Here is a 20,227-nt window from a genome sequence, read left to right as displayed (position 1 = left end):
AACGGATGAAAAAAATATTTTCTTCTTTGACGACAAAAGATGCGATCGTATTATTCATTCTCACAATTTTGGGAGAATTGGGCAACTATTATCATTTTCCTCTCTTCTTTGGGGTTGACTTTCTGTTTGGGAGTATTGCTGTTTGGTTGACTTTATTTCTCTATGGTACGGGTTGGGGAATTTTAGTCTCTCTCATTATCAATACCTATACGATTGCCCTCTGGGGACATCCTTATGCTTGGGTTATTTTTGTTGCAGAAACTGCGATCGTGGGCTTCTGCTGGCAGCGATGGGAGCGTAATATTGTCGCCCTCGATCTTTTGTTTTGGCTTTTTATTGGCTGTCCTTTAGGATGGCTATTTTATTCTCAAATTTTACAATTTCCTGCCATTACGGTCTGGTTGATTATTTTCAAACAACCTGTTAATGGTATTTTTAATGCTTTTTTTGCAACTTTAATTCGATCGTATCTTCCTTTACAAAAATGGCTCAAAAAAGAAAGCAAGCACCATACTCTTTCTTTTCAACAAATATTATTTAATTTGTTTTTTGGGTTTATTTTTATACCTGCTTTATTGATTTTTGCGATTGACAGTAGGCATGAAATTCAGAATATTGAATATAAAATTAACGATGAATTTAAGCCGATATTGGTACACTTCTCAGATGATTTAGGGGAAGAAATAAAAGTTAATGCAGCCGGACTCAATGGCGCGATTGATGAATTCATAAAAGCAAGAGAAGAGCCGGCAAATGACTTAAGCCTATTTCTGAGAAAAATCAACAGTATTTTTCCCGCGTTTCTCTATATTGTCGCGATTGACGAACAAGGAAATATTTTCGCTTCATCTCCAAGTAATGATTTAGAAAAAACCGAAAATATCGATCGGATTGCTGAGGATTATTTCCCCTTAACTTTTGATGTTTTAAAAGCCGAAACTTTGGCAGCTTTCGATCCCAATACATCAGCTTTTTATCTCAAAATTAATATCACAAAAGAACGAAAAAATTTAGGTTCTCTTCTCGGTAAAATTTCTTTAACAGAATTTGATGAATGGGAAGAATATCTCGAAGAAATTGACTCTCGCAACTTTGAATTGCGCCTCGCCCTATTCGATCGCCAAGGAAACAAAATTATCGGTAGCCCCGAAACCCAAAATGCCCGGCAACTCAAAGCTGAATTTAATACTGAAGTTTCTCAGACAAATTCAATTGTTCATTGGCTTCCCAAAGATCCAAATTTATCAACTATATTACGCTGGCGACGCTCTTTTTATCGTCAGGAAGTACCGTTTGGATTTGATTTTCCTTGGACGATCGCAATTGAGGCTTTACCGACTTTTTATATCGATCATTTACATTTATTCTACACTTTAGATTTAGCGATCGGTTCTTGTCTTGCCTTTTTTGCTGCTATTTTAGCGCAATTTCTCAGTCAGAAACTCATGTTGCCGATTACCCAACTTGCTGAGAAAACTACGAATTTACCGGAAAAATTGCTCGAGCGAGAAACCTTGATTTGGAAGCGCAGTCCTGTCTGGGAAATTAACACGCTAGTCACTAATTTTCAACAAATGGCAGACACATTGCAAGAACAATTTAGCACATTAAAAGATGTTAATCAAGTCTTAGAAGCAAGAGTCGAAGAACGAACCCGAGAGTTAGAAGTAAAAATTAGCGAACAGAAAGCGATCGCAAAATCTTTACGAGAGAGCGAAAATCGTTTTAAAACGCTATCAGAAGCCTCTCCTCTCGGTATTTTTGAAGCCAATGCCGAAGGGAAAAATATTTATGTTAATCGTCGTTGGTGCGAACTCACGGGGTTAAGTGGAGAAGAAGCTCGAGGCGATGGATGGGTGCGTGCAATTCATCCCGAAGATATCCAACGCGTCTTTCAAGAATGGGAAGAGTCCAATCAAAACGATACGTTTCTCACCTCAGAATATCGTATGGTTAAACCGACAGGAGAAGAGTTTTGGGTATTAGCACAAGCAGGAGCAATCCGAGGAGAAAATAGAGAAATCATCGGCTATGTGGGAGCGATCGCAGATATTTCCGAGCGAAAAACAGCCCAAGAACAATTGCAACGCTATCAAGAACATTTAGAAGATTTAGTCACGGAACGGACAGAACAATTACAAGCAGAAATGCGGCAGCGTCAGCGCACAGCAGAAGCGTTGAAATATCGTGCCAATCTAGAACAACTGATTACGCAAATATCTAGCCGCTTGATTAATATCAATGCTAGCGAATTGGATGAAGCGATCGTGCAAGCTCTAGAAAAAATCTGTAAATTTACAGGCTGCGATCGCGGTGGCGTTTTTCAATTTTCTCAAGAGGAAACCTACAGTAAAACTCACGAATGGTGCGCCGAAGGGATTTCCCCAACCCTTGAACAGACGCAAAATATTCCCGTAGCGATCGTGCCTTGGTTTATGGAACGGCTCAAACGTTTAGAAACCCTTGATATGACCGTTGCCGATCTGCCTCCAGAGGCGAAAGCAGAACAAGAAATTTTACAAAGATTTACCATTCAATCCTTATTAACGATTCCCATTGCCGGCAGCGATCGCTTATTGGGATTTTTGGCTTTTGATGGAGTCACAGAGGTAAAAATATGGGCGCAAGAAACCATCAATTTATTAAAAGTCGTGGGAGAAATTTTTGCGAATACCCTCATCCGCATACAAGCTGAATCGGAACAATATAAATTGGCCTTACTGGTAGAAAATAGCCAAGATTTTATTAGTGTAGCCGATCTCGACGGTCAAACTTTTTATCTCAATCAAGGAGGATGCAATCTCATCGGATTAGCTAATATTGAGGAGGCTCGCTCCCAAAAAATCCCCGATTATTTCTTTGCCTCAGATTGGGATTTTATCCATAATACTGTCCTGAAAAATACCTTAGAAACTGGGCAATGGACGGGAGAGACAAAATTAAAGCATTTTCAAACTGGGGAGGCGATCGAAGTCGAGATGAATATGTTTCTCATCCGCGATCGCCAAACTAGAAACCCTCTCTATTTTGCTACGGTTCAACGGGATATTACCGAACGAAAACGCTATGAAAGTGCCTTAGAACAAGAACGCCAACAACTACAGCAAATTGTGATTAATGCTCCGGTTGCAATGGCATTATTCGATCGCGAGATGAACTATCTCGCCTACAGTAATAAATGGATAGAAGATTATGGATTGGATCGAGAACATTCTCTCATCGGTCAAAACCATTATGAAATCTTTTCGGATCTAAAAGAAGAATGGAAACAATTTTACGAACGAGGTTTGCAAGGAGAAGTTCTCGCTAATTCCGAAGAATTATGGTCAAGAGCAGATGGCAAAAAAATCTATCTCCGGTGGGCGCTACAACCGTGGTATTTGGGGGAAAATGAAATTGGTGGCATTGTCATTGCTTCTGTGGCGATCGACGAACTGGTGCAAGCCCGAGAAGCTGCTTTGGAAAATGCTCGCCTCAAATCTCAATTCCTCGCCAATATGAGTCACGAAATTCGTACCCCCATGAATGGCGTATTGGGTATGACAGAATTATTGCTAACCACGGATCTGACTGAAGAACAATTAGATTTTGTAAAAACGCTGAGAACCAGTGGCGAGTCTCTTCTTACTTTAATTAACGATATTCTCGATTTTTCCAAACTCGAAGCCGGAGAAATGCGTTTGGATGTACGCGAGTTCGATCTCAAGAAACTACTCGAAGATTTATTGGATTTATTTACCCCACAAATCAATACGAAAGGATTAGAGTTGGGATACTCGGTCGAACCTGACGTTCCTCAATTTCTGGAAGGCGATGCAACCCGCTTGCGTCAGGTTTTAATTAATCTCATTGGCAATGCCATTAAGTTCACCAATACGGGGGATGTATCCGTATCGGTTTCCACCTCTCCCCCTTTTCCCGTTCCTCTGGCAACTTTACCACCGATCGCTTTACGTTTTGCCATCAAGGATACAGGGATCGGGATCGCCCCAGAAGATGGTGCTAAATTGTTTCGCTCTTTTTCTCAGGTCGATGCTTCCACCACTCGCAAATATGGCGGGACGGGGCTGGGTCTAGCGATCTGTAAGCAATTGGTGGAATTGATGGGGGGAGAGATCGGAGTTAATAGTATAACTGGGGAAGGCTCTACGTTTTGGTTTACGGTATTCCTGAAGGCTGGTAGCGGCAAGTTTCTTGAGGATAATATCATTGCTTCCCCGGCTGATTCCAGCCTGCAAGGAAAAACGATTCTTGTCGTTGATGATAATCCCACCAATCGTAAATTTGTGCGTTTAGAGGCGATCGCTTGGGGCATGAGGGTCGAGGAAACTGATAATGGTGTGGCGGCACTCCAACAACTTCGGGAGGCGGCCAAAGCCGATCGCTTGCCCGATGCGGTTCTCATCGATTGGCAAATGCCCCAGATGACGGGAGAAGCTCTCGGGCAATTGATCCGCAGTGAATCGGATTTTAATAAGATTAAATTAATTTTAATGACTTCTGTGGAACGCGGCGATCTGATGAGTCGTTGCGAGGCGATCGGGTTTAATGGATTTTTAACTAAACCCACGGGATCTTCTCGCTTGCATGCTTGTTTGCTGGAGATATTTAATGGCAAACAAGATTTTGAGGTGCGATCGCTGATGTTCCCTCAAGGAAACATTCGTAAGTCTGTCCCTTTAAATCCCGCTAAAATTTTGTTGGTAGAAGATACGCTGGTCAATCAAAAGGTGTTATTAAATCAATTACGCTTGCTGGGCTATCAAGCCAATTGTGTTAATAACGGTCAAGAGGCGTTGGATTATTTAAACCAGCAAGATTGCGATTTGGTGTTTATGGATTGTCAGATGCCCGTATTGGATGGATATCGCGCTACTCGCGCCCTACGAGAGCGAGAAGGAGAATCTCGCCATACTCTCATTATTGGGTTGACGGCTTATGCCATGAAAGGCGATCGCGAGAAATGCCTTGCAGCCGGGATGGATGATTATCTTTCCAAACCTGTTGCCGTCAAAGATTTAGCGGCAATATTGACAAAATGGACTTCTTCCGTTACTCGTGAGAGAATCAACAATAACCCACAACCAACCAACAATAACCCACAACCAATCACTATCGATCGCGAATATCTCGATGAGATTACCGATGGCGATCGCGCCTTTCAACTCGAATTGATACAATCTTTTTTAAGCGATGCAGAAAGCGATCTCGACAAAGCACGGCAAGCTTTTGCCGCTCGGGATGCGATCGCTCTAGAACGTCACGTTCATCGCATTAAAGGCGGTGCAGCTAGTATCGGTGCATCGCAAGTGTTAGCAGTTTCCAGACAGTTAGAGGATTTCGCGAGGAACAACGAACTTGAATCTGCATCAATCTCGGTGTTATTGTCTCAAGTTGAAAATAGTTTCCTGCAAATCAAAGCATTTTTACAACAGGAAGGGTGTTTTAATGAGTGAAAAATCAAAAAACCAATCCGAAACAAGACTGAAAGAAAGTCTAAACAAATATTAATTAGTGTAGACCTTTGAAGTTCATATTACATCTTGTAATACATTTCAATAAGCTGCTATTAATGTAATAATGGATTTACTTTCCTCGCCTTCTGAGTATTTTGTAATGGGAAACGAGCATGAGAGTTCTTTTAAAATCATGTTGGCATATCCTACTCGAGACTGATGATAAAAATTTTGATTGCTGACGATCACTCGACCACTCGGCTGCTTTTAAAAAGACAGCTTCATCAAGGGGGATACGAAACAGTTGAAGCAACTGATGGAGCAGAAGCGATCGCACTGGCAAAACAAGTTTCTCCTTCTCTGATTCTCTGCGATTGGATGATGCCGGAGTATGATGGTTTGGAAGTATGTCGGACTCTCAAACAAGATCCTCAACTGGCAGCAACTTTTTTTATTTTACTTTCTGCCAAAGGAGAAGTTAGCGATCGCGTCAAAGGATTAGATGCCGGTGCTGATGACTTCCTTACCAAACCTATTGATAAAACCGAGTTACTCGCTCGAGTGCGAGCGGGTTTAAGATTATACGAAGCTCAACAACAACTCAGTACGGCCAATCAAAAACTCAATCATACTTTAAAGGATTTACAAAAGACTCAAATTCAACTCATTCAAGCGGAAAAAATGTCATCTTTGGGTCAATTGGTGGCCGGAGTCGCTCACGAAATCAATAATCCCGTCACCTTTATTCGCGGGAATTTAGACCATGCTAAAAGTTATGCAGAGGAATTACTCGAACTTGCTAGTTTAGCGAGCCATTCTCAAGATACACAATTAGTAGAGGCATCTGAAAATCTTGATTTAGAATTTATGAGTACAGATTTTCCTTCCGTTCTTGAATCTATGAAAAATGGTGCAAAACGCATTCAAGAAATTGTTCATTCTCTACGCAATTTTTCTCGGCTGGATGAAGCCCAACAAAAACAAGTGAATATCCATGAAGGTATCGAGAGTACCTTATCTATTTTAAAAAGTAAATTCACCAATATTGAATTAATTAAAAACTATGGGGATTTACCCGAAATTACTTGTTATCCCGGTCAAATCAATCAAGTTTTTTTTCATATTGTTAATAATGCTATTGATGCCATTACCGCAGACGATCGCAATCTAGGGAAAATAAAAATCAGTACCAATATAATCGCCGAGAATGGCACAATCGCGATTAAATTTTCTGATAATGGGATAGGAATTAAAGCCAATATATTACCGAAAATTTTTGAACCCTTTTTTACGACAAAAGCGATCGGATCGGGAAAAGGTTTGGGATTGAGTACCAGCTACTCAATTATTGTCGAACAGCACGGAGGAAACCTAGAATGCGTTTCTAAAGTGGGTGAAGGTAGCGATTTTATCATTATTCTTCCGATTGGCATTGCTCCGACTTGAATCGGTTATTAGCAAACATGAAGAATCTAGCGATCGCTAGAAATGCAGAAATTTCTGACTTAAAATGTTAAAGCTAACTCTGCCAAGAGTGCTGCAAGGGTTGCGCTCAAAGTAACCCAAAGAACTTCTCGATCTTCCTGTTGCATTTTGTCCTCCTTCTGGGTTCAGGTGAGTTATTGCCGATGATAGTAAATAAATTTAAACGATAAATTAAGATTTTCTGTCTATCAGAGGAGGGATTTCCGGATTAACAGTAAACTCTATAAGGAAAAACAATTGGCATGATAATTGCAATCTATTTGCCGTAAACTTAATTCAGTCGAGAGGAACCAAGAAAATGAAAATGAGCGAAAAAATTATTAATGGGTTAGAGCGAATCTTAGTGATTGATGTTTTTGTCGTCTTGCTGGGTTTTTTGTGGTTTGCGATCGCGATCGTCGGACGGTCTGCGGGAATTCCTTTGGGCTGGGAAATTTGGTACAAACTATGGTATCCGGTTTTTAATCCCGCCATCGGAATTTTGTTTTTGGGTGCCTTGTTAACTTGGTTAATCAAGAAGATTTCCCAACGTTTTCAATCTGAATAAGGAAGAATTATTTTCCCACTTTGTCTCGTAATTCGGTAAAATATCAATCTACCCTGAAATGCTTCTGCAAAGATTGCGCGATTTTCAGATCGATCAAGACAAACAACAAAGATGAGTGAAGTTAAAACTATCTCCGGTCGAGGTATTCCTCTGAAAGGCAACGATATCGATACCGATCGCATTATTCCCGCCCGTTTTTTACGCTGCGTGACTTTTGACGGCCTCGGAGAACAAGTATTTGCCGACGATCGCCAACAAACCAACGGAGAACATCCGTTCGATCTACCTCAATATCAAGGGGCTAATGTTCTGGTTGCGAATGGGAATTTCGGTTGCGGCTCCTCTCGAGAACACGCTCCACAAGCTCTACTGCGTTGGGGAATAAATGCGATCGTGGGAGAAAGTTTTGCTGAAATTTTCTTGGGTAACTGCGTCGCTTTAGGCATTCCCTGCGTGACGGCAACCCCTGAAGCCGTGGGACAATTGCAAGATAAGTTAGCACAAAACCCCGAGGCGGCAATTTCCGTGAATCTGGAGAAAATGGAAATCCATTGTGATAATTTCACTCTTCCCCTACAGATGGGAGAAGGAGTGCGGCAAATGTTCCTAACCGGAAAATGGGACAGTTGCGGGCAATTGGTCGCGAATGCAGAACAAGTTAAAAGTACAGCAAAAGGTTTGCCCTATATCGCTTGGGCAAGTTAAGGATTTGGGCGGGAATACTCGCCCATATAAAAAGCCCTTATGCTGCTTCTTCTAAAACAGTTTTTAAACGAGTGCGAAATTCTCCTTTCGGATGTCCGCCTTTGACTTCTCCCAAGATCGAGAATTCACCTTCAGGAGAGTCACAAATGAGATAAGTTGGCCAGCCCATACCTTCCTTATCCGGATATTGACTTAATAAAATTTTGCGATACTTGCGATAAGTTGCTGTATCCTGCATTTTGACATCGACGAAATCCAAGCCCAACTCTTGAGCGACTTTTTGGTCGTAAAAAGACATTTTGTGACAGATGCCGCAGTCTTCCGAAGAAAATTTAATTACCGCTCGACTCATCTTTTGGTTTTACTCCTAGGTGCGATCGTTGCTTTCCTATTTTTGCAAAAAATTTACCCTTCCTCCCTCTATCCTTCATCAGAATTCTCATAGATTACAAAATGTGAAGAATATGTTAACTTTATTAAATCAGTAATTTTTATAGGACGAGAGGACACCTATGAGTTTTGAAATTCCAGAAGCCGTCAAAACCTACTCGCAATTTTTCCATCCTGTTTTAATGTGGATGTTACTAGGTTTGTGCATTTATGCTCTCTATCTCGGCATTGGCATCAAGCGCACTCGCGAAGCGGACAAGGATACGCGAAAAGAACTGGTCAAGAAGAATTTTAACACCCGTCATTACCAAATTGGCTCTGCACTGCTGGCTTTTATGGTGATGGGAACCGTTGGCGGTATGGCTGTCACTTACATTAATAATGACAAACTCTTCGTGCAACCTCACTTGCTGGTGGGTTTGGGCATGACTGTAGCGATCGCGGTTTCGGCTTCTTTAGTTCCCTTTATGCAGAAAGGTAATGCGATCGCGCGTTACACTCATATTTCCATCAATTTAACCTTATTGGGGTTATTTGGCTGGCAGGCAATTACAGGGATGCAAATCGTGCAGAAACTTCTCGGTTTAATGGGTGTAATTTAAAGCAATAACAAAAGCGATTGAGGGTAGGTTATTACCTACCCTCAATCGCTTTTATCTATCGAGTTTCTCTAAGATTTGCAGTGTTTTAACATCTTGCTCCCCAGAGAAATACTTTTCAAGGACGCGAATAAAAACAGAATTGGGCTTTGAGAAACTCGCAAATAGAGTCATTGAGAATTCCTCATCAAGAAATACATTTTCTCAAAGCGATCGCCAATGCTTGCGAGGATATTCTGTCTCAGTTTAGCCACCCGAGCCAGCTTAACGGAGAGGAATAACGAATCCGTTCTACAATCGTAATAATTGGCGAGAGGCTTTAGGGGGAAGAGGCAAACTCATGCGATCGTGAAAGTCTTTTTGCACTTTGTAAGTTAGACGAGGGGAAATTTGGCGCACGATTTGAGAGAGTAAGCGATCGCCAGTAGTTTGCAACAAATTTTGGGGCAACTTATAAATAAACTTAGGAAATTGAATCGTCACAAATAGATGCAGTTGCCATTCCACTTTGGTTACAGTTGTTGCATCAATTGTATTCCAGTCCACATCTTGTCCGGAAACTTCTTCCAAAGTTAAAGAGGAAGTGTAATTCACATCATAACCAAAAGAGGTATAGTCGGGAACTTCAACGCTGTGCATCAGATACAACCCATCTTCAGGAGGTAATAGCACAACCGCCATTTTGGGTTCGACTTCATACCCAAAAGACTTAAATTTTCCCACGGTCAAAATATAGCCATTTTCCCCAAACGATTCTGCGGTCATCGGTTGGGCGCAACGACAAAACCAACCTTCATGGGCATTTAAATAGTCGGCTACCGTTTCCATATCGGCAGCCATGCCCATTAAACCGCGAAAATGGGTTTCAAAGTTAAACGGCGATTGAGAAGAGATTTCCAGTTCTTCTGGGGGAATTTCCCCTGCCATAACAAAAGCCTCTCCCTCTACAGTTTCTTCTTCTAGAGATACTTCTTCTAACAATTCTCGCGATCGCCTGTCAATCTTCTCCTCGGCGGAAATTTCAACGGCGGCGGTAATGCTTTCGGTACATTGCGATTGCTGCATGAGACACCCTCGAGGGACAATAAAATAGTTGAGGTAGAGTTCTTTCTTTTTTCAACTTAACTCATTATTCCCAACCCGCAAGGGTCAATAGATAAAGTGTTTATAAAGGAGGTAGGATTTTGAAAGTATTTGTAGCCGGAGCAACCGGACGGACGGGTAAACGTATCGTTCAAGTTCTAACGGAGAAGGAAATTTCCGTCGTTGCTTTAGTCCGAGATGCAGCTAAGGCGAAGGAATTATTACCCGCCAACATTGAACTTGTTGTAGGAGATTTGGCCGATCGCGATCGCCTGACCAATGCAATGAAAGGCTGTAATGCTGTTTTTTCGGCAGTAGGTGCAATGCCCTCATTGGATTTTACCGAACCCTTTCGGGTGGACTACTGGGGAACGAATAATTTAATTGATGCTGCTAAAATTGCCGAAATCGAGCATTTCGTGCTTGTATCTTCCCTCTGTGTTTCGCAATTTTTTCATCCTTTGAATTTATTTTGGTTGGTGCTGTACTGGAAAAGTCAAGCAGAAAAAGATCTGCAAAATAGCGGCTTAACTTATACTATCGTCCGTCCGGGGGGTTTACTCGATGAGGACAATAGCGATGCGATCGTGGCTGCGGGGGCCGATACCTTATTTAGTGGCAGAATTCCTCGATTAAAAGTGGCGCAAGTTGCAGTTGCGGCACTTTTTGAAACCGCTTCTCACAATAAAATCGTTGAGATTATTGCCCAACCCGACGCGCAACCTCAAGACTGGCAGGCACTTTTCCAAAAAGCGTAAAGATAAAGGATGAACAGCCCTCACCTTCCTCATACTTGTTCCATGACCATATCTAAACCTTTTTCTAATTCTCTTATCTCGGTTTGCGTCACTGTTGGCAGTGCGATCGCATTATTATTTTTAGTGTTTATGTTTCAACCGCAACCCGATCGCGGCCAAAAAACACAAAAATCTTATGCGATCGCGGGGACCCAGCCCCTCGTGATGGAAGGAGGCGATCCACACATTCGCGCCCTCATGCGTACTATTACCGCCAGCGAAGCCAACGACCCCGAACCCTATACGATTATTTATGGCGGTCGGCGCATTACAGATCTCAGTCAGCATCCGGAATGGTGCGTTCCTATTGTCACGGGACCCAATCAAGGGAATTGTACAACGGCGGCGGGTCGCTATCAATTTATCAATACCACTTGGCAGGAAAAAGCCGAACGCTACCACCCCAAACCCTCGGGGTTATTTTGGTGGACGACCTATAGTTTTGAACCACAATATCAAGATGCTGTGGTTTATGAATGGTTGAAGGATGCAAAGGCATGGAATACCGACATTTCCCAAATGTTGCAAGACGGGAAAATCAAAGAGGTTTTGCGCCTGCTTTCAGGAACTTGGACGAGTTTGGGTTATGGCATTGAAACGAATTCTATGAGCGATCGCTTGCCCAATATTTATCAAAATATGCTTAAAGAAGAATTAAACAAAGAGTCGGAACTTTTGGGACATTTTTAAGTTTAAATGTTCGATTTCTGTCCTTAAAAATAGTCATTGTGCCGAGTCCAAACCCAAAATCGGAACTTTATCTCCTCATCTTGGCACTTCACGATTGCTTTTCTAAACATTACGCCAAGATAAAGTTTTGTGCTTTTTTCTAGCAGGAAGAAAATTTGTTGTGATTAAATTACGCTAAATAGCGCCCAATCTTGTTCTCAGTATTGTCATGAATCGTCAGTACCAAACGCGAATTTTCTCCCAAGCATCTTCCTTGGTTAAAAAACAGCCTCGGTTTAGCCCACCACCTGTTATTCAACCCAAAGCAGCGAAGAAACCGAAGAAAGAGCTCCCAGAATGGAAACCGGGAGGAAGTGGAATGCCGAGTCTGTTGGAAAAATTGCGAGATACTGCGAAAGTGCAAGCGAAATTGGCGATCGGCGAACCCAACGATAAGGATGAGCAGGAAGCCGATCGGATGGCAATAAATGTGGTGCAGCAGTCTCGCCAAATCCAACGAAAAGACAAGCCGCAGAAACCCCAAGAAACCTCAACAATAATCGTTGAAGATGTTACGAGCGACCTGTCATCAGGACAGATGACCAAAAGTGAATTCCTCAAGCAGTTATACCAAGACATTTACAAAGTTGGTACAGAAGCGTATAAGGGAACGAATCTCACTGTGAAAGGATGCCCTTACATAGAACGATGGTTCGAGCGTTATCAAGGAAAAGATAGCTATCACATAGAACGTGCGGTATGCAAATATGCTTCGGCCTCAGAAGTTACTGATGCTAACGAGTTAATTGATAAAGTTTGTGAGCGAGCTAGAAAAGGATTCCAAGAGCAAGTAAAAACTGGTCAGATCGTCGAACTCCCAGAAGATATATCCCAACAAGAAGGAGAAGGCATCGTCCCTTCTCCAGAAATGGTAGTACAGCACAAGATGCTTGAAAGTCAAAGCGTACAAAGAAAGCTCGATTCTGACAGCCTAGCAATGTCGATCGAGACAAGAGAAAAATCCAACGTAATTCAAAGAGGTTGTTTTAAAGGTCAGGATGTTAAGGAGGATGAGCCGGCACCTGTTAAGGAGGATGAGCCAGTACCTGTTGAGGAGGATGTGCCGGTACCTGTTGAGGAGGATGTGCCGGTACCTGTTGGGGAGGATGTGCCGGTACCTGTTGGGGAGGATGTGCCGATACCCCGTACTGAGTTCGTCCCGATGGGTGGTTTGGGTAATCCCGGATACACAACTACGAACGATGATTATACAACACTTCAAAGCTACGGTTTTGCAGGATGTGTAGGGGTCATTCTACTCGGACCTGGCAACACGCGAACGCTGGCTCATATTGACTCGGAGCACGCTTTTATGAATCCCACGAGATGGAGCAACCTCGGAGCATTTAGGAATTTAGCTGCTGCGGCCCACACCGCTCATATCTATCACCTCCCATCTTATTTGCATCGAGGTGACGAACAGTACGACCAATTTATCAACGCTTTTGGACTTACACGTTTACACATAGTTAGACACGGAGCTTCAGATCCTATATTGGTAGACCCAGCAGGCAATGTAACTGAGTGAACATACTCTCTCTACTCCGTTGAGGGAGGAGATTTCAGTAGCCCAACAGATCGAGCAAACTAAGCTGTACTGGATACAAGTTTAGATACCTCATTCCACACCTCAGAATGTAATATGCTAAGATTACGAATTTTGCGCCTGTTGCGATCGCAAAAAGCCAATAGTTAGCGCAGTGCGCTCCTAAAAAATAAGACTTCTCAAAAAACATCCAACGACCCGTAACAATGAGTCAAATCGAAAAGTGGAAAACCTTAAAATCTCAATTTGTTTTCGATAATCCTTGGTGTCGAGTGCGACAAGATTGCGTACAGTTACCCAATGGTACGATTGTTGAAGACTATTTTATCAATGTTCGTCCGGATATTGCTTTAGTTTTTCCGATTACCAGCGATCGCGATGTTATTTTTGTTCGTCAATATCGTCATGGTACCGGTCAAATCTTATTAGAATTGCCCGCAGGACGTTTTGAGTCTCAACAGGAAAATAGTCTGGAAGCGGCAAAACGAGAATTAGAAGAAGAAACGGGATATTATGCAGAACATTTAATCAAGCTGGCAACACTATATGACAATCCTGTGAAAAATACCAATACAATTCATTTATTTCTTGCCGAAAATACGATTTATTCCGGCAAGCAAAAACTCGATATCACCGAAGATATTGAGGTAGTTTTAATTCCTCTAGAAGAAATAGAAGAACGAATCAAAAATCAGGAAATCTGTGTTGCTGGGACAATATCTGCACTTTTTTTAGGTCTCAGTTATCTTGATAAACAACGAAGATAAGGAGAGGGTGAATGCACTCTCTCCTCTAATAAAATTGTTAACTGTTAAATTTATAACAACTCGCGCGATCGCGCGATCTCGCTTACACTCCTACAATTTCTTGCTCCCATATTTTTTGGATTGTAGAGCTTTTTTGGATGGTAGGACGCAATGCACGTTCGGGAAAACCGCGATCGATCTCGCGCATTTCGACTTCCTTCGCTTGCAAAACCGTTTGCAAAACTTGCATCGCTTGCTTGGGTTTGCCGCTCCCGCAAAAGAATAAATCTGCTGCAAAATAACCATATTCGGGCCATGTATGAATTGCAATATGGGATTCCGCTAAAGTTGCAGTTGCTGTAACACCGTGAGGACTAAATTGATGAACGCATAAATCAATCAGGGTTGCTTCTCCAGAATCAATTGCTTCGAGCAAAGCACGGCGAATCCGCTCGGGATCGTTGAGATAATCTCCTGGTGCCTGCCACGCATCTACAACTAAATGGGTTCCCACTTTTTTCATCATTCTTATCGATTCTCCATACGAAAGGGATATCAATCTTCACTCTAACAAATTCAGCTAAAAAAAGTGTCTCCCTCGAAAAGAGGAAGACAGCAAAAAAATATCATTGTGCCAAGGATTGCGTAAATTTCGTAGGTCAAAAATCAGTGAATTTACGCTCTAGTATTTTCTCGGTATATCCTAGTATTTGCTAGATATATCTATTACTAAGTTGCGATCGCTCGTGTCCTTATTCTGAAACCAATAACCTAACTCAAATAGCCTAATTTTTTTAACCCATCCAATACGTTCTTGATACTTTCTGATAAATCTTCTTTATCCGTACGACATTCAATTTCTGGATTTAAAGGAGGTTCATAAGGATCGTCAATTCCTGTGAATTGTTTGATTTCTCCTGCTCTTGCTCGTTTATAGAGACCTTTGACATCTCTCTCTTCACAAACTTCCAAAGGTGCATTCACATAAACCTCAGCAAAATTACCAATGCGCTTGCGAACTTCCTCGCGAATTTCCCGATAAGGAGAAATCGCAGAGACGATAACAATAACGCCATTACGGGTTAAGAGATGAGAAACGAACCCAATGCGGCGAATATTTTCATCTCGGTCTTCTTTGCTAAATCCCAAACCCTTTGTTAAGTTCGTTCGCACAATATCGCCATCGAGAACCTCTAATTTATAGCCAAGCGATCGCAATTCTTCAGCCACTTGTTGAGAGATTGTTGTTTTACCGGCTCCACTCAAACCCGTAAACCAGACCGTTACACCTTTATGTTCCATCTTTTACAGTCACCAGTTATCAGTTAACAGTTATCAGTAAACAATTTTTTGGATTCTTCGTCAACTCTTCCCCATTATCGATTACAATCCATAAATCCAAATAATGAGAAGTGGGATAACAAATGCCATTAATAATGTCAATGGCGCACCCACGCGGGTAAAATCAAAAAATTTGTATTCTCCCGGACCGTAAACCATTGTATTAGTTTGATAGCCAATAGGAGTCATGTAACTGTTAGAGGCCGCAAAGGTGACGGCAAACATAAAAGCAAAAGGATTGAGTTCTAAGGTTGTCGCAACGGTAGCAGCAATGGGAAGCATGAGAACCACAGAGGCATTATTCGAGAGAATTTCTGTTAGGAATGCGGTAATCAGAAAAAAGAACATTAATACCCAATATCCCGATAATCCTCCCCCGACGGCAACAATGCGATCGGCTAACCATTGCGTCGTCCCCGAATTTTCCATCGCAATTCCGAGGGGAATTAATCCGGCTAAAAGAAAAATAATATCCCAACGAACTGCACCGTAAATTTCTCCCGGTCGCAAACAGCCTGTTAAAACCATGAGGACAACTCCGGCTAAGGCACTCACTAAAATTGGCATAACATTAAATGCGGCTAACAACACCACTCCCAATCCGATCGCAACGGCAATTCCTGCTTTATCTTGGCGCATCATTTCTACATTTCGTTGTTCTAAAACCAGTAATTCTCGTGCAGTTTGTAAACCGATAAAACTTTGCTTTGGACCTTGTACCAGTAAAACATCGCCAAATCGTAAGGGGATTTTCCCCAATCGTCCTCTCACTAATTCCGCACCTCGACGAATGGCTAAAACTGTTGCATTATAGCGCTGACGAAAGCGTAAATCTTTTAAGGTCGTACCGATTAAGCGAGAGTTAGAAAGGATGAGAACTTCGGCGATTTTCTCTTCTCCTGAAGTTAAAACAGTTTCTAATTCATCTTGATTAAATTTAACATCGGCGAGAATATCCAACCCACGTTCATCCCTAATTTTTAATAGATCTTCTCGACCGCTGCGGACGATTAAAATATCTCCGACTTGCAATATTTTATCGGCGAGAGGTTGAGCAAAACGAACTTTATTTCTTAATAATTCTAAGACATCAATATCAAATTTCCGTTGAATTTCGCTCGATCGCAAAGTCTGTCCGACCAAACTCGATCGCGGTGTAATGACGACTTCACTCACATAGTCTCGCAAACCATAATCGTCTGATACCAAATCGCTACTGGCAGGTTTGCGATCGGGGAGAAGTCGCGGTGCGATCGCAGAAATATAAATCAAGCCGATAATAAAAATCAAAATTCCGGCTTTGCTAAACTGAAAAATACTGAATTCCCCATAACCCAATTGTGCCGATAAACCACTGGCTAAAATATTAGTAGATGTCCCAATTGTGGTCATAACTCCACCTAAAATTGAAACATAAGAAAGGGGAATTAAAAGTTTAGAAGCCGATATCTTTTGTTGTTTGCACCAATCTTCAATAATCGGTAAAAAAATGGCAACAACGGCAGTATTATTAATAAAAGCAGTAATCGGCCCCACCAAAATCCCTAAAATCAAAATTTGTTGATTGAGTTGTTTTCCTCCCCATTTAATTAACAAATCTCTCACGATTTGAATGACTCCTGTTTTAGAAATTCCCGAGCTGAGAATAAACATTGCTAAAACAGTAATAGTCGCTGAATTGCCAAAGCCAGAAATACCCTCATCAGGAGTAACTAACCCCAAAATCATCAAAACAACCGTTACGATAATAGCAATAAGATCGACAGGAAGAATTTCAGTAATAAAGCCAACAAATGCAAAAATAATAACGGTTAGTGTGAGGATAATTTCCATTATTTATTGTAATATTCTCGATACCAGTCTACAAATTTTTGAATTCCTTCTTCGATGGGAGTATTCGGTCTAAAGTCAATATTTTTTATTAATTCATCAACATCAGCATAAGTTCTAGGAACATCACCGGGCTGCATGGGCAACATATTTTTTTCTGCGTTTTTCCCCAAGCATTTTTCGAGAGTTTGAATCATATACATTAATTCTACTGGGTTATTATTGCCAATATTATAAACTTTGTATTTTGCACCACTAATTTTATGAGGAGCGGGGATTTTTTTACTAACGCGAATGACTCCTTCAACAACATCATCAACATAAGTAAAATCCCGTTGCATTTTTCCGTGATTGAAAACGTTGATAGGTCGGTCTTCTAAAATTGCTTTGGTAAACAAAAACAATGCCATATCCGGGCGGCCCCAAGGACCGTAAACGGTAAAAAAGCGCAGTCCTGTTACGGGCAAGCCGTATAAATGACTATAGGTATGGGCCATCAATTCGTTGGCTTTTTTACTGGCAGCGTAAATACTGATGGGATAATCAACATTATCTTCGACTGCAAAAGGAATCTTTTTATTTTCGCCATAAACCGAACTGGAAGACGCGAAAACCAGATGTTTAACTTTCCCGTATCGACAACCTTCAAGAATATTCATAAACCCGACGATATTGCTATCGATATAGGCATGAGGATTTTCTAAGGAGTAACGAACCCCTGCTTGTGCAGCTAAATTAATAACAACTTCTAAGTTTTGTTCGGCAAAAAGTTTTGCCATACCTTCGCGATCGGCAAGATCGAGATGCACAAAGGTAAAATTAGGATACTGCTTTAATTTTGCCAAGCGTGCTTGTTTGAGCGAAACATCATAGTAGTCGTTGAGATTGTCGAGACCAAGAATGCGATCGCCGCGTTCTAATAAACGCTTGCTTGTATGAAAGCCAATGAAACCTGCTGCACCAGTAACTAAAGTTGCCATTATTAATGAACAATTATCAATGAAAAAGTTGGAAGTTGAGAAAACAGAACCAAAAATCACCGTTTCTATTGTTTAAATCACCGGAACTTTGATCCCCACACTATGCCCCTGATGTTCCGGTCGCATCCCAGAATAAACCAAACCTCGTTGAGAGTCGAGAGTTAAAATGGCTCCTTCTCGAATCACCTCTGTCGCATCCTTTAAGCCGACGATCGCAGGAATGCCCAGACGCAAGCCGATCACCGCCGCATGGCTGGTCAAACTCGGGTCTTCAGTAATAATTCCCGCCGCTTTGCGGATGGCTTCCACATAATCGACATTAGTTGCAGTGGCGACAAGGATATCATCTTGAGAGAAGTTCGCAATATCCTTAGCATTTCGCACGACTCGAGCGCGTCCGGTAACGGTGCCTTCCCCAATACCGATGCCTTTTCCTAAGACTGCCGTGACGACTTCTACTTTAATTAAATCTGTAGAACCAGCAACACCTTGCAAGGTGCCGGCAGTGAGAATAACAATATCTCCATCAAAGAGTAAGTGCTTTTCTTGAGCGACGTTAATGGCCGCTTGGAATGTTTGGCTGGTGGAGGGTAAATCTAAAACTAATAAAGGCTTAACACCCCAAACCAGTTGTAATTGTCTGGCGACATCAACGTGAGGAGTCACGGCGAGAATGGGGGTGTCGGGACGAAATTTCGAGACATTGCGGGCGGTTGACCCGGTTTTGGTTAAGGTCATAATAGCGGCCGCATCGAGTTGTTGGGCAATATGACTCACCGCCCCAGAGATAGCATTAGGAATCGATCGCGTGTTCGTCTTGATAGCGCGATCGCTTAACATCTGGGGTTCTACGCAATTGGCAATTCTAGCCATCGTCGCCACGGCTTCGACGGGATAATTCCCGACAGCCGTCTCGTTGGAAAGCATAACCGCATCGGTACCGTCAAGGATGGCATTCGCAACATCAGAGACTTCCGCCCGGGTTGGACGAGGACTATTGACCATACTATCGAGCATCTGGGTTGCCGTAATGACGGGAATGCCAAATTGATTGGCCATGGCGATCAGGCGTTTTTGCAGCATTGGGACTTGTTCGGCGGGTAATTCGACCCCTAAATCCCCTCGGGCGACCATTACCCCATCGCAAAGGGATAAAATTGCCTCCATTTGTTCGATCGCTTCATGTTTTTCGATTTTGGCCACGACAGGGACGGATTTTCCGGCACTGGCGATGAGTTCTTTGATTTCTAAAATATCTTGAGGGCGTTGGACAAAACTCAAGGCAACCCAGTCCACCCCCCGATCCAAGCCAAAGATTAAATCTTTGCGATCTTTTTCCGTTAAGGCACTAACGGAGAGGGAAACATTGGGAAAATTGACCCCTTTGTTGTTGGAGAGTTTACCCGCTACCACGACGCGACAGTGAAGTTGTTTATTCTCGCGATCGACGCTCTCGACGATCATTTCCACTTTGCCATCATCGAGGAGAATAGTCGCTCCGGCAGGGACTTCATCAGTTAAACCTTGGTAACTGACAAAGGCAATTTCGCGATTGCAGGAAACCGGATGACTGGTGAGGATAAAGCGATCGCCTTTGGACAACTGTACCGATCCCGACTCGAATTTACCAAGGCGAATTTTCGGACCTTGTAAATCTTGGAGAATGCCTACCGGGCGGTCTAATTCAAAAGCCAGTTGTCGGATGAGGCGAATGGCACGGTGGTGATCGTCGTGAGTTCCGTGGGAAAAATTCAGGCGCAGGGTAGTGGCACCGGCTTCAATCAGGCGACGGAGAACATCGGGTTTGAGGGTAGCCGGTCCTACTGTCGCAACAATCTTGGTGCGTCTCGAAATCGGGCGCGACGGCGAGTTTTTTAGGTTTAAGGGGACGCGATCGCGGTAATTTTCCGTTAAGGAAGGGGAATCGGGGGGATGGGGGGACAATTGCATGATGGAGAAACGATAAACGAGTTTCGCGGGGGCGGTAAGGCTT

Annotated in this window: 17 protein-coding genes; 9 read left to right on the top strand and 8 right to left on the bottom strand. The window is 42.4% G+C overall.

Annotated elements, in window-relative coordinates; all coding sequences use genetic code 11:
- Positions 1 to 5 precede the first annotated feature (5 nt).
- The 4 genes from AC6RV6_RS15020 (at position 6) to leuD (ending at position 8,193) form a co-directional block, all read left to right on the top strand.
- Positions 6 to 5,456 carry a PAS domain S-box protein gene (locus AC6RV6_RS15020; protein WP_500241674.1) on the top strand — a complete coding sequence of 1,817 codons (5,451 nt, stop codon included), beginning with the start codon at positions 6 to 8 and terminating at the stop codon, positions 5,454 to 5,456.
- A gap of 219 nt (positions 5,457 to 5,675) precedes the next feature.
- Positions 5,676 to 6,902 carry a sensor histidine kinase gene (locus tag AC6RV6_RS15015; RefSeq protein WP_500241673.1) on the top strand — a complete coding sequence of 409 codons (1,227 nt, stop codon included), beginning with the start codon at positions 5,676 to 5,678 and terminating at the stop codon, positions 6,900 to 6,902.
- A gap of 313 nt (positions 6,903 to 7,215) precedes the next feature.
- Positions 7,216 to 7,488, top strand: coding sequence for a DUF8620 family protein (locus AC6RV6_RS15010; RefSeq protein ID WP_500241682.1), 273 nt, complete (start codon positions 7,216 to 7,218; stop codon positions 7,486 to 7,488).
- A 111-nt stretch (positions 7,489 to 7,599) separates the two neighbouring features.
- On the top strand, positions 7,600 to 8,193 hold the full coding sequence (gene leuD, locus AC6RV6_RS15005) for a 3-isopropylmalate dehydratase small subunit (protein ID WP_500241672.1): 594 nt from the start codon (positions 7,600 to 7,602) through the stop codon (positions 8,191 to 8,193).
- Positions 8,194 to 8,230: 37 nt separating this feature from the next.
- Here leuD and AC6RV6_RS15000 read toward each other — a convergent pair whose 3' ends face one another.
- Positions 8,231 to 8,545 carry a thioredoxin family protein gene (locus AC6RV6_RS15000; RefSeq protein WP_500241671.1) on the bottom strand — a complete coding sequence of 105 codons (315 nt, stop codon included), beginning with the start codon at positions 8,543 to 8,545 and terminating at the stop codon, positions 8,231 to 8,233.
- A 160-nt stretch (positions 8,546 to 8,705) separates the two neighbouring features.
- On the opposite strand from AC6RV6_RS15000, the gene AC6RV6_RS14995 reads away from it, so the two are divergent.
- Positions 8,706 to 9,185 (top strand): DUF4079 domain-containing protein, encoded by a 480-nt coding sequence (locus AC6RV6_RS14995; protein WP_500241670.1) that lies wholly within the window; start codon positions 8,706 to 8,708, stop codon positions 9,183 to 9,185.
- 51 nt (positions 9,186 to 9,236) lie between these two features.
- On the opposite strand, the gene AC6RV6_RS14990 is transcribed toward AC6RV6_RS14995, so the two are convergent.
- Entirely contained in the window at positions 9,237 to 9,356 is a 120-nt protein-coding gene (locus AC6RV6_RS14990) for a DUF1810 family protein (protein WP_500241669.1), read from the bottom strand.
- 117 nt (positions 9,357 to 9,473) lie between these two features.
- Positions 9,474 to 10,247: a DUF1997 domain-containing protein gene (locus AC6RV6_RS14985; RefSeq protein WP_500241668.1), complete on the bottom strand. Its 774-nt coding sequence runs from the start codon at positions 10,245 to 10,247 to the stop codon at positions 9,474 to 9,476.
- A 119-nt stretch (positions 10,248 to 10,366) separates the two neighbouring features.
- Between AC6RV6_RS14985 and AC6RV6_RS14980 the strand changes: the two genes are divergently transcribed.
- From AC6RV6_RS14980 to AC6RV6_RS14965, 4 genes are all read left to right on the top strand, one after another.
- Entirely contained in the window at positions 10,367 to 11,023 is a 657-nt protein-coding gene (locus tag AC6RV6_RS14980; RefSeq protein ID WP_500241667.1) for an SDR family oxidoreductase, read from the top strand.
- A gap of 129 nt (positions 11,024 to 11,152) precedes the next feature.
- Complete coding sequence (locus AC6RV6_RS14975) at positions 11,153 to 11,752, top strand: glycoside hydrolase family 24 protein (protein WP_500241681.1); 600 nt, start codon at positions 11,153 to 11,155, stop codon at positions 11,750 to 11,752.
- A gap of 208 nt (positions 11,753 to 11,960) precedes the next feature.
- Entirely contained in the window at positions 11,961 to 13,319 is a 1,359-nt protein-coding gene (locus AC6RV6_RS14970) for a hypothetical protein (protein ID WP_500241666.1), read from the top strand.
- Positions 13,320 to 13,543: 224 nt separating this feature from the next.
- Positions 13,544 to 14,104, top strand: a complete 561-nt coding sequence (locus AC6RV6_RS14965) for an NUDIX hydrolase (RefSeq protein WP_500241665.1) — start codon at positions 13,544 to 13,546, stop codon at positions 14,102 to 14,104.
- Between the two features lie 82 nt (positions 14,105 to 14,186).
- Here the strand turns inward: AC6RV6_RS14965 and speD are convergent, their stop codons facing one another.
- From speD to pyk, 5 genes are all read right to left on the bottom strand, one after another.
- The gene (gene speD, locus AC6RV6_RS14960) at positions 14,187 to 14,606 is read right to left on the bottom strand and encodes an adenosylmethionine decarboxylase (RefSeq protein WP_500241680.1); all 420 of its coding nucleotides are present in this window, start codon (positions 14,604 to 14,606) and stop codon (positions 14,187 to 14,189) included.
- A 248-nt stretch (positions 14,607 to 14,854) separates the two neighbouring features.
- Complete coding sequence (gene cysC, locus AC6RV6_RS14955) at positions 14,855 to 15,385, bottom strand: adenylyl-sulfate kinase (RefSeq protein WP_500241664.1); 531 nt, start codon at positions 15,383 to 15,385, stop codon at positions 14,855 to 14,857.
- Positions 15,386 to 15,466: 81 nt separating this feature from the next.
- The gene (locus AC6RV6_RS14950) at positions 15,467 to 17,257 is read right to left on the bottom strand and encodes an SLC13 family permease (protein WP_500241663.1); all 1,791 of its coding nucleotides are present in this window, start codon (positions 17,255 to 17,257) and stop codon (positions 15,467 to 15,469) included.
- Complete coding sequence (locus tag AC6RV6_RS14945) at positions 17,257 to 18,234, bottom strand: NAD-dependent epimerase (protein ID WP_500241662.1); 978 nt, start codon at positions 18,232 to 18,234, stop codon at positions 17,257 to 17,259. Before AC6RV6_RS14945 ends, AC6RV6_RS14950 begins: the two co-directional genes overlap by 1 nt.
- Positions 18,235 to 18,306: 72 nt before the next feature.
- On the bottom strand, positions 18,307 to 20,184 hold the full coding sequence (gene pyk, locus AC6RV6_RS14940; protein WP_500241661.1) for a pyruvate kinase: 1,878 nt from the start codon (positions 20,182 to 20,184) through the stop codon (positions 18,307 to 18,309).
- Between the last annotated feature and the right edge of the window lie 43 nt (positions 20,185 to 20,227).

Source organism: Spirulina sp. LEGE 11439, assembly GCF_059821285.1.
The sequence above is the reverse complement of the archived record's forward strand: the minus strand, read 5'-3'. Positions and strand labels throughout refer to the sequence as shown.

Bases quoted from the DNA above. Each gene is read 5' to 3' on its own strand.
- AC6RV6_RS14990 (WP_500241669.1), bottom strand. From the start codon at position 9,356: ATGACTCTATTTGCGAGTTTCTCAAAGCCCAATTCTGTTTTTATTCGC.
- AC6RV6_RS14975 (WP_500241681.1), top strand. From the start codon at position 11,153: ATGTTTCAACCGCAACCCGATCGCGGCCAAAAAACACAAAAATCTTAT.
- speD (WP_500241680.1), bottom strand. From the start codon at position 14,606: ATGAAAAAAGTGGGAACCCATTTAGTTGTAGATGCGTGGCAGGCACCA.
- leuD (WP_500241672.1), top strand. From the start codon at position 7,600: ATGAGTGAAGTTAAAACTATCTCCGGTCGAGGTATTCCTCTGAAAGGC.
- AC6RV6_RS14985 (WP_500241668.1), bottom strand. From the start codon at position 10,247: ATGCAGCAATCGCAATGTACCGAAAGCATTACCGCCGCCGTTGAAATT.
- AC6RV6_RS14950 (WP_500241663.1), bottom strand. From the start codon at position 17,257: ATGGAAATTATCCTCACACTAACCGTTATTATTTTTGCATTTGTTGGC.
- AC6RV6_RS15020 (WP_500241674.1), top strand. From the start codon at position 6: ATGAAAAAAATATTTTCTTCTTTGACGACAAAAGATGCGATCGTATTA.
- pyk (WP_500241661.1), bottom strand. From the start codon at position 20,184: ATGCAATTGTCCCCCCATCCCCCCGATTCCCCTTCCTTAACGGAAAAT.
- AC6RV6_RS14970 (WP_500241666.1), top strand. From the start codon at position 11,961: ATGAATCGTCAGTACCAAACGCGAATTTTCTCCCAAGCATCTTCCTTG.
- AC6RV6_RS14945 (WP_500241662.1), bottom strand. From the start codon at position 18,234: ATGGCAACTTTAGTTACTGGTGCAGCAGGTTTCATTGGCTTTCATACA.
- AC6RV6_RS14995 (WP_500241670.1), top strand. From the start codon at position 8,706: ATGAGTTTTGAAATTCCAGAAGCCGTCAAAACCTACTCGCAATTTTTC.
- AC6RV6_RS14965 (WP_500241665.1), top strand. From the start codon at position 13,544: ATGAGTCAAATCGAAAAGTGGAAAACCTTAAAATCTCAATTTGTTTTC.
- AC6RV6_RS15000 (WP_500241671.1), bottom strand. From the start codon at position 8,545: ATGAGTCGAGCGGTAATTAAATTTTCTTCGGAAGACTGCGGCATCTGT.
- cysC (WP_500241664.1), bottom strand. From the start codon at position 15,385: ATGGAACATAAAGGTGTAACGGTCTGGTTTACGGGTTTGAGTGGAGCC.
- AC6RV6_RS15015 (WP_500241673.1), top strand. From the start codon at position 5,676: ATGATAAAAATTTTGATTGCTGACGATCACTCGACCACTCGGCTGCTT.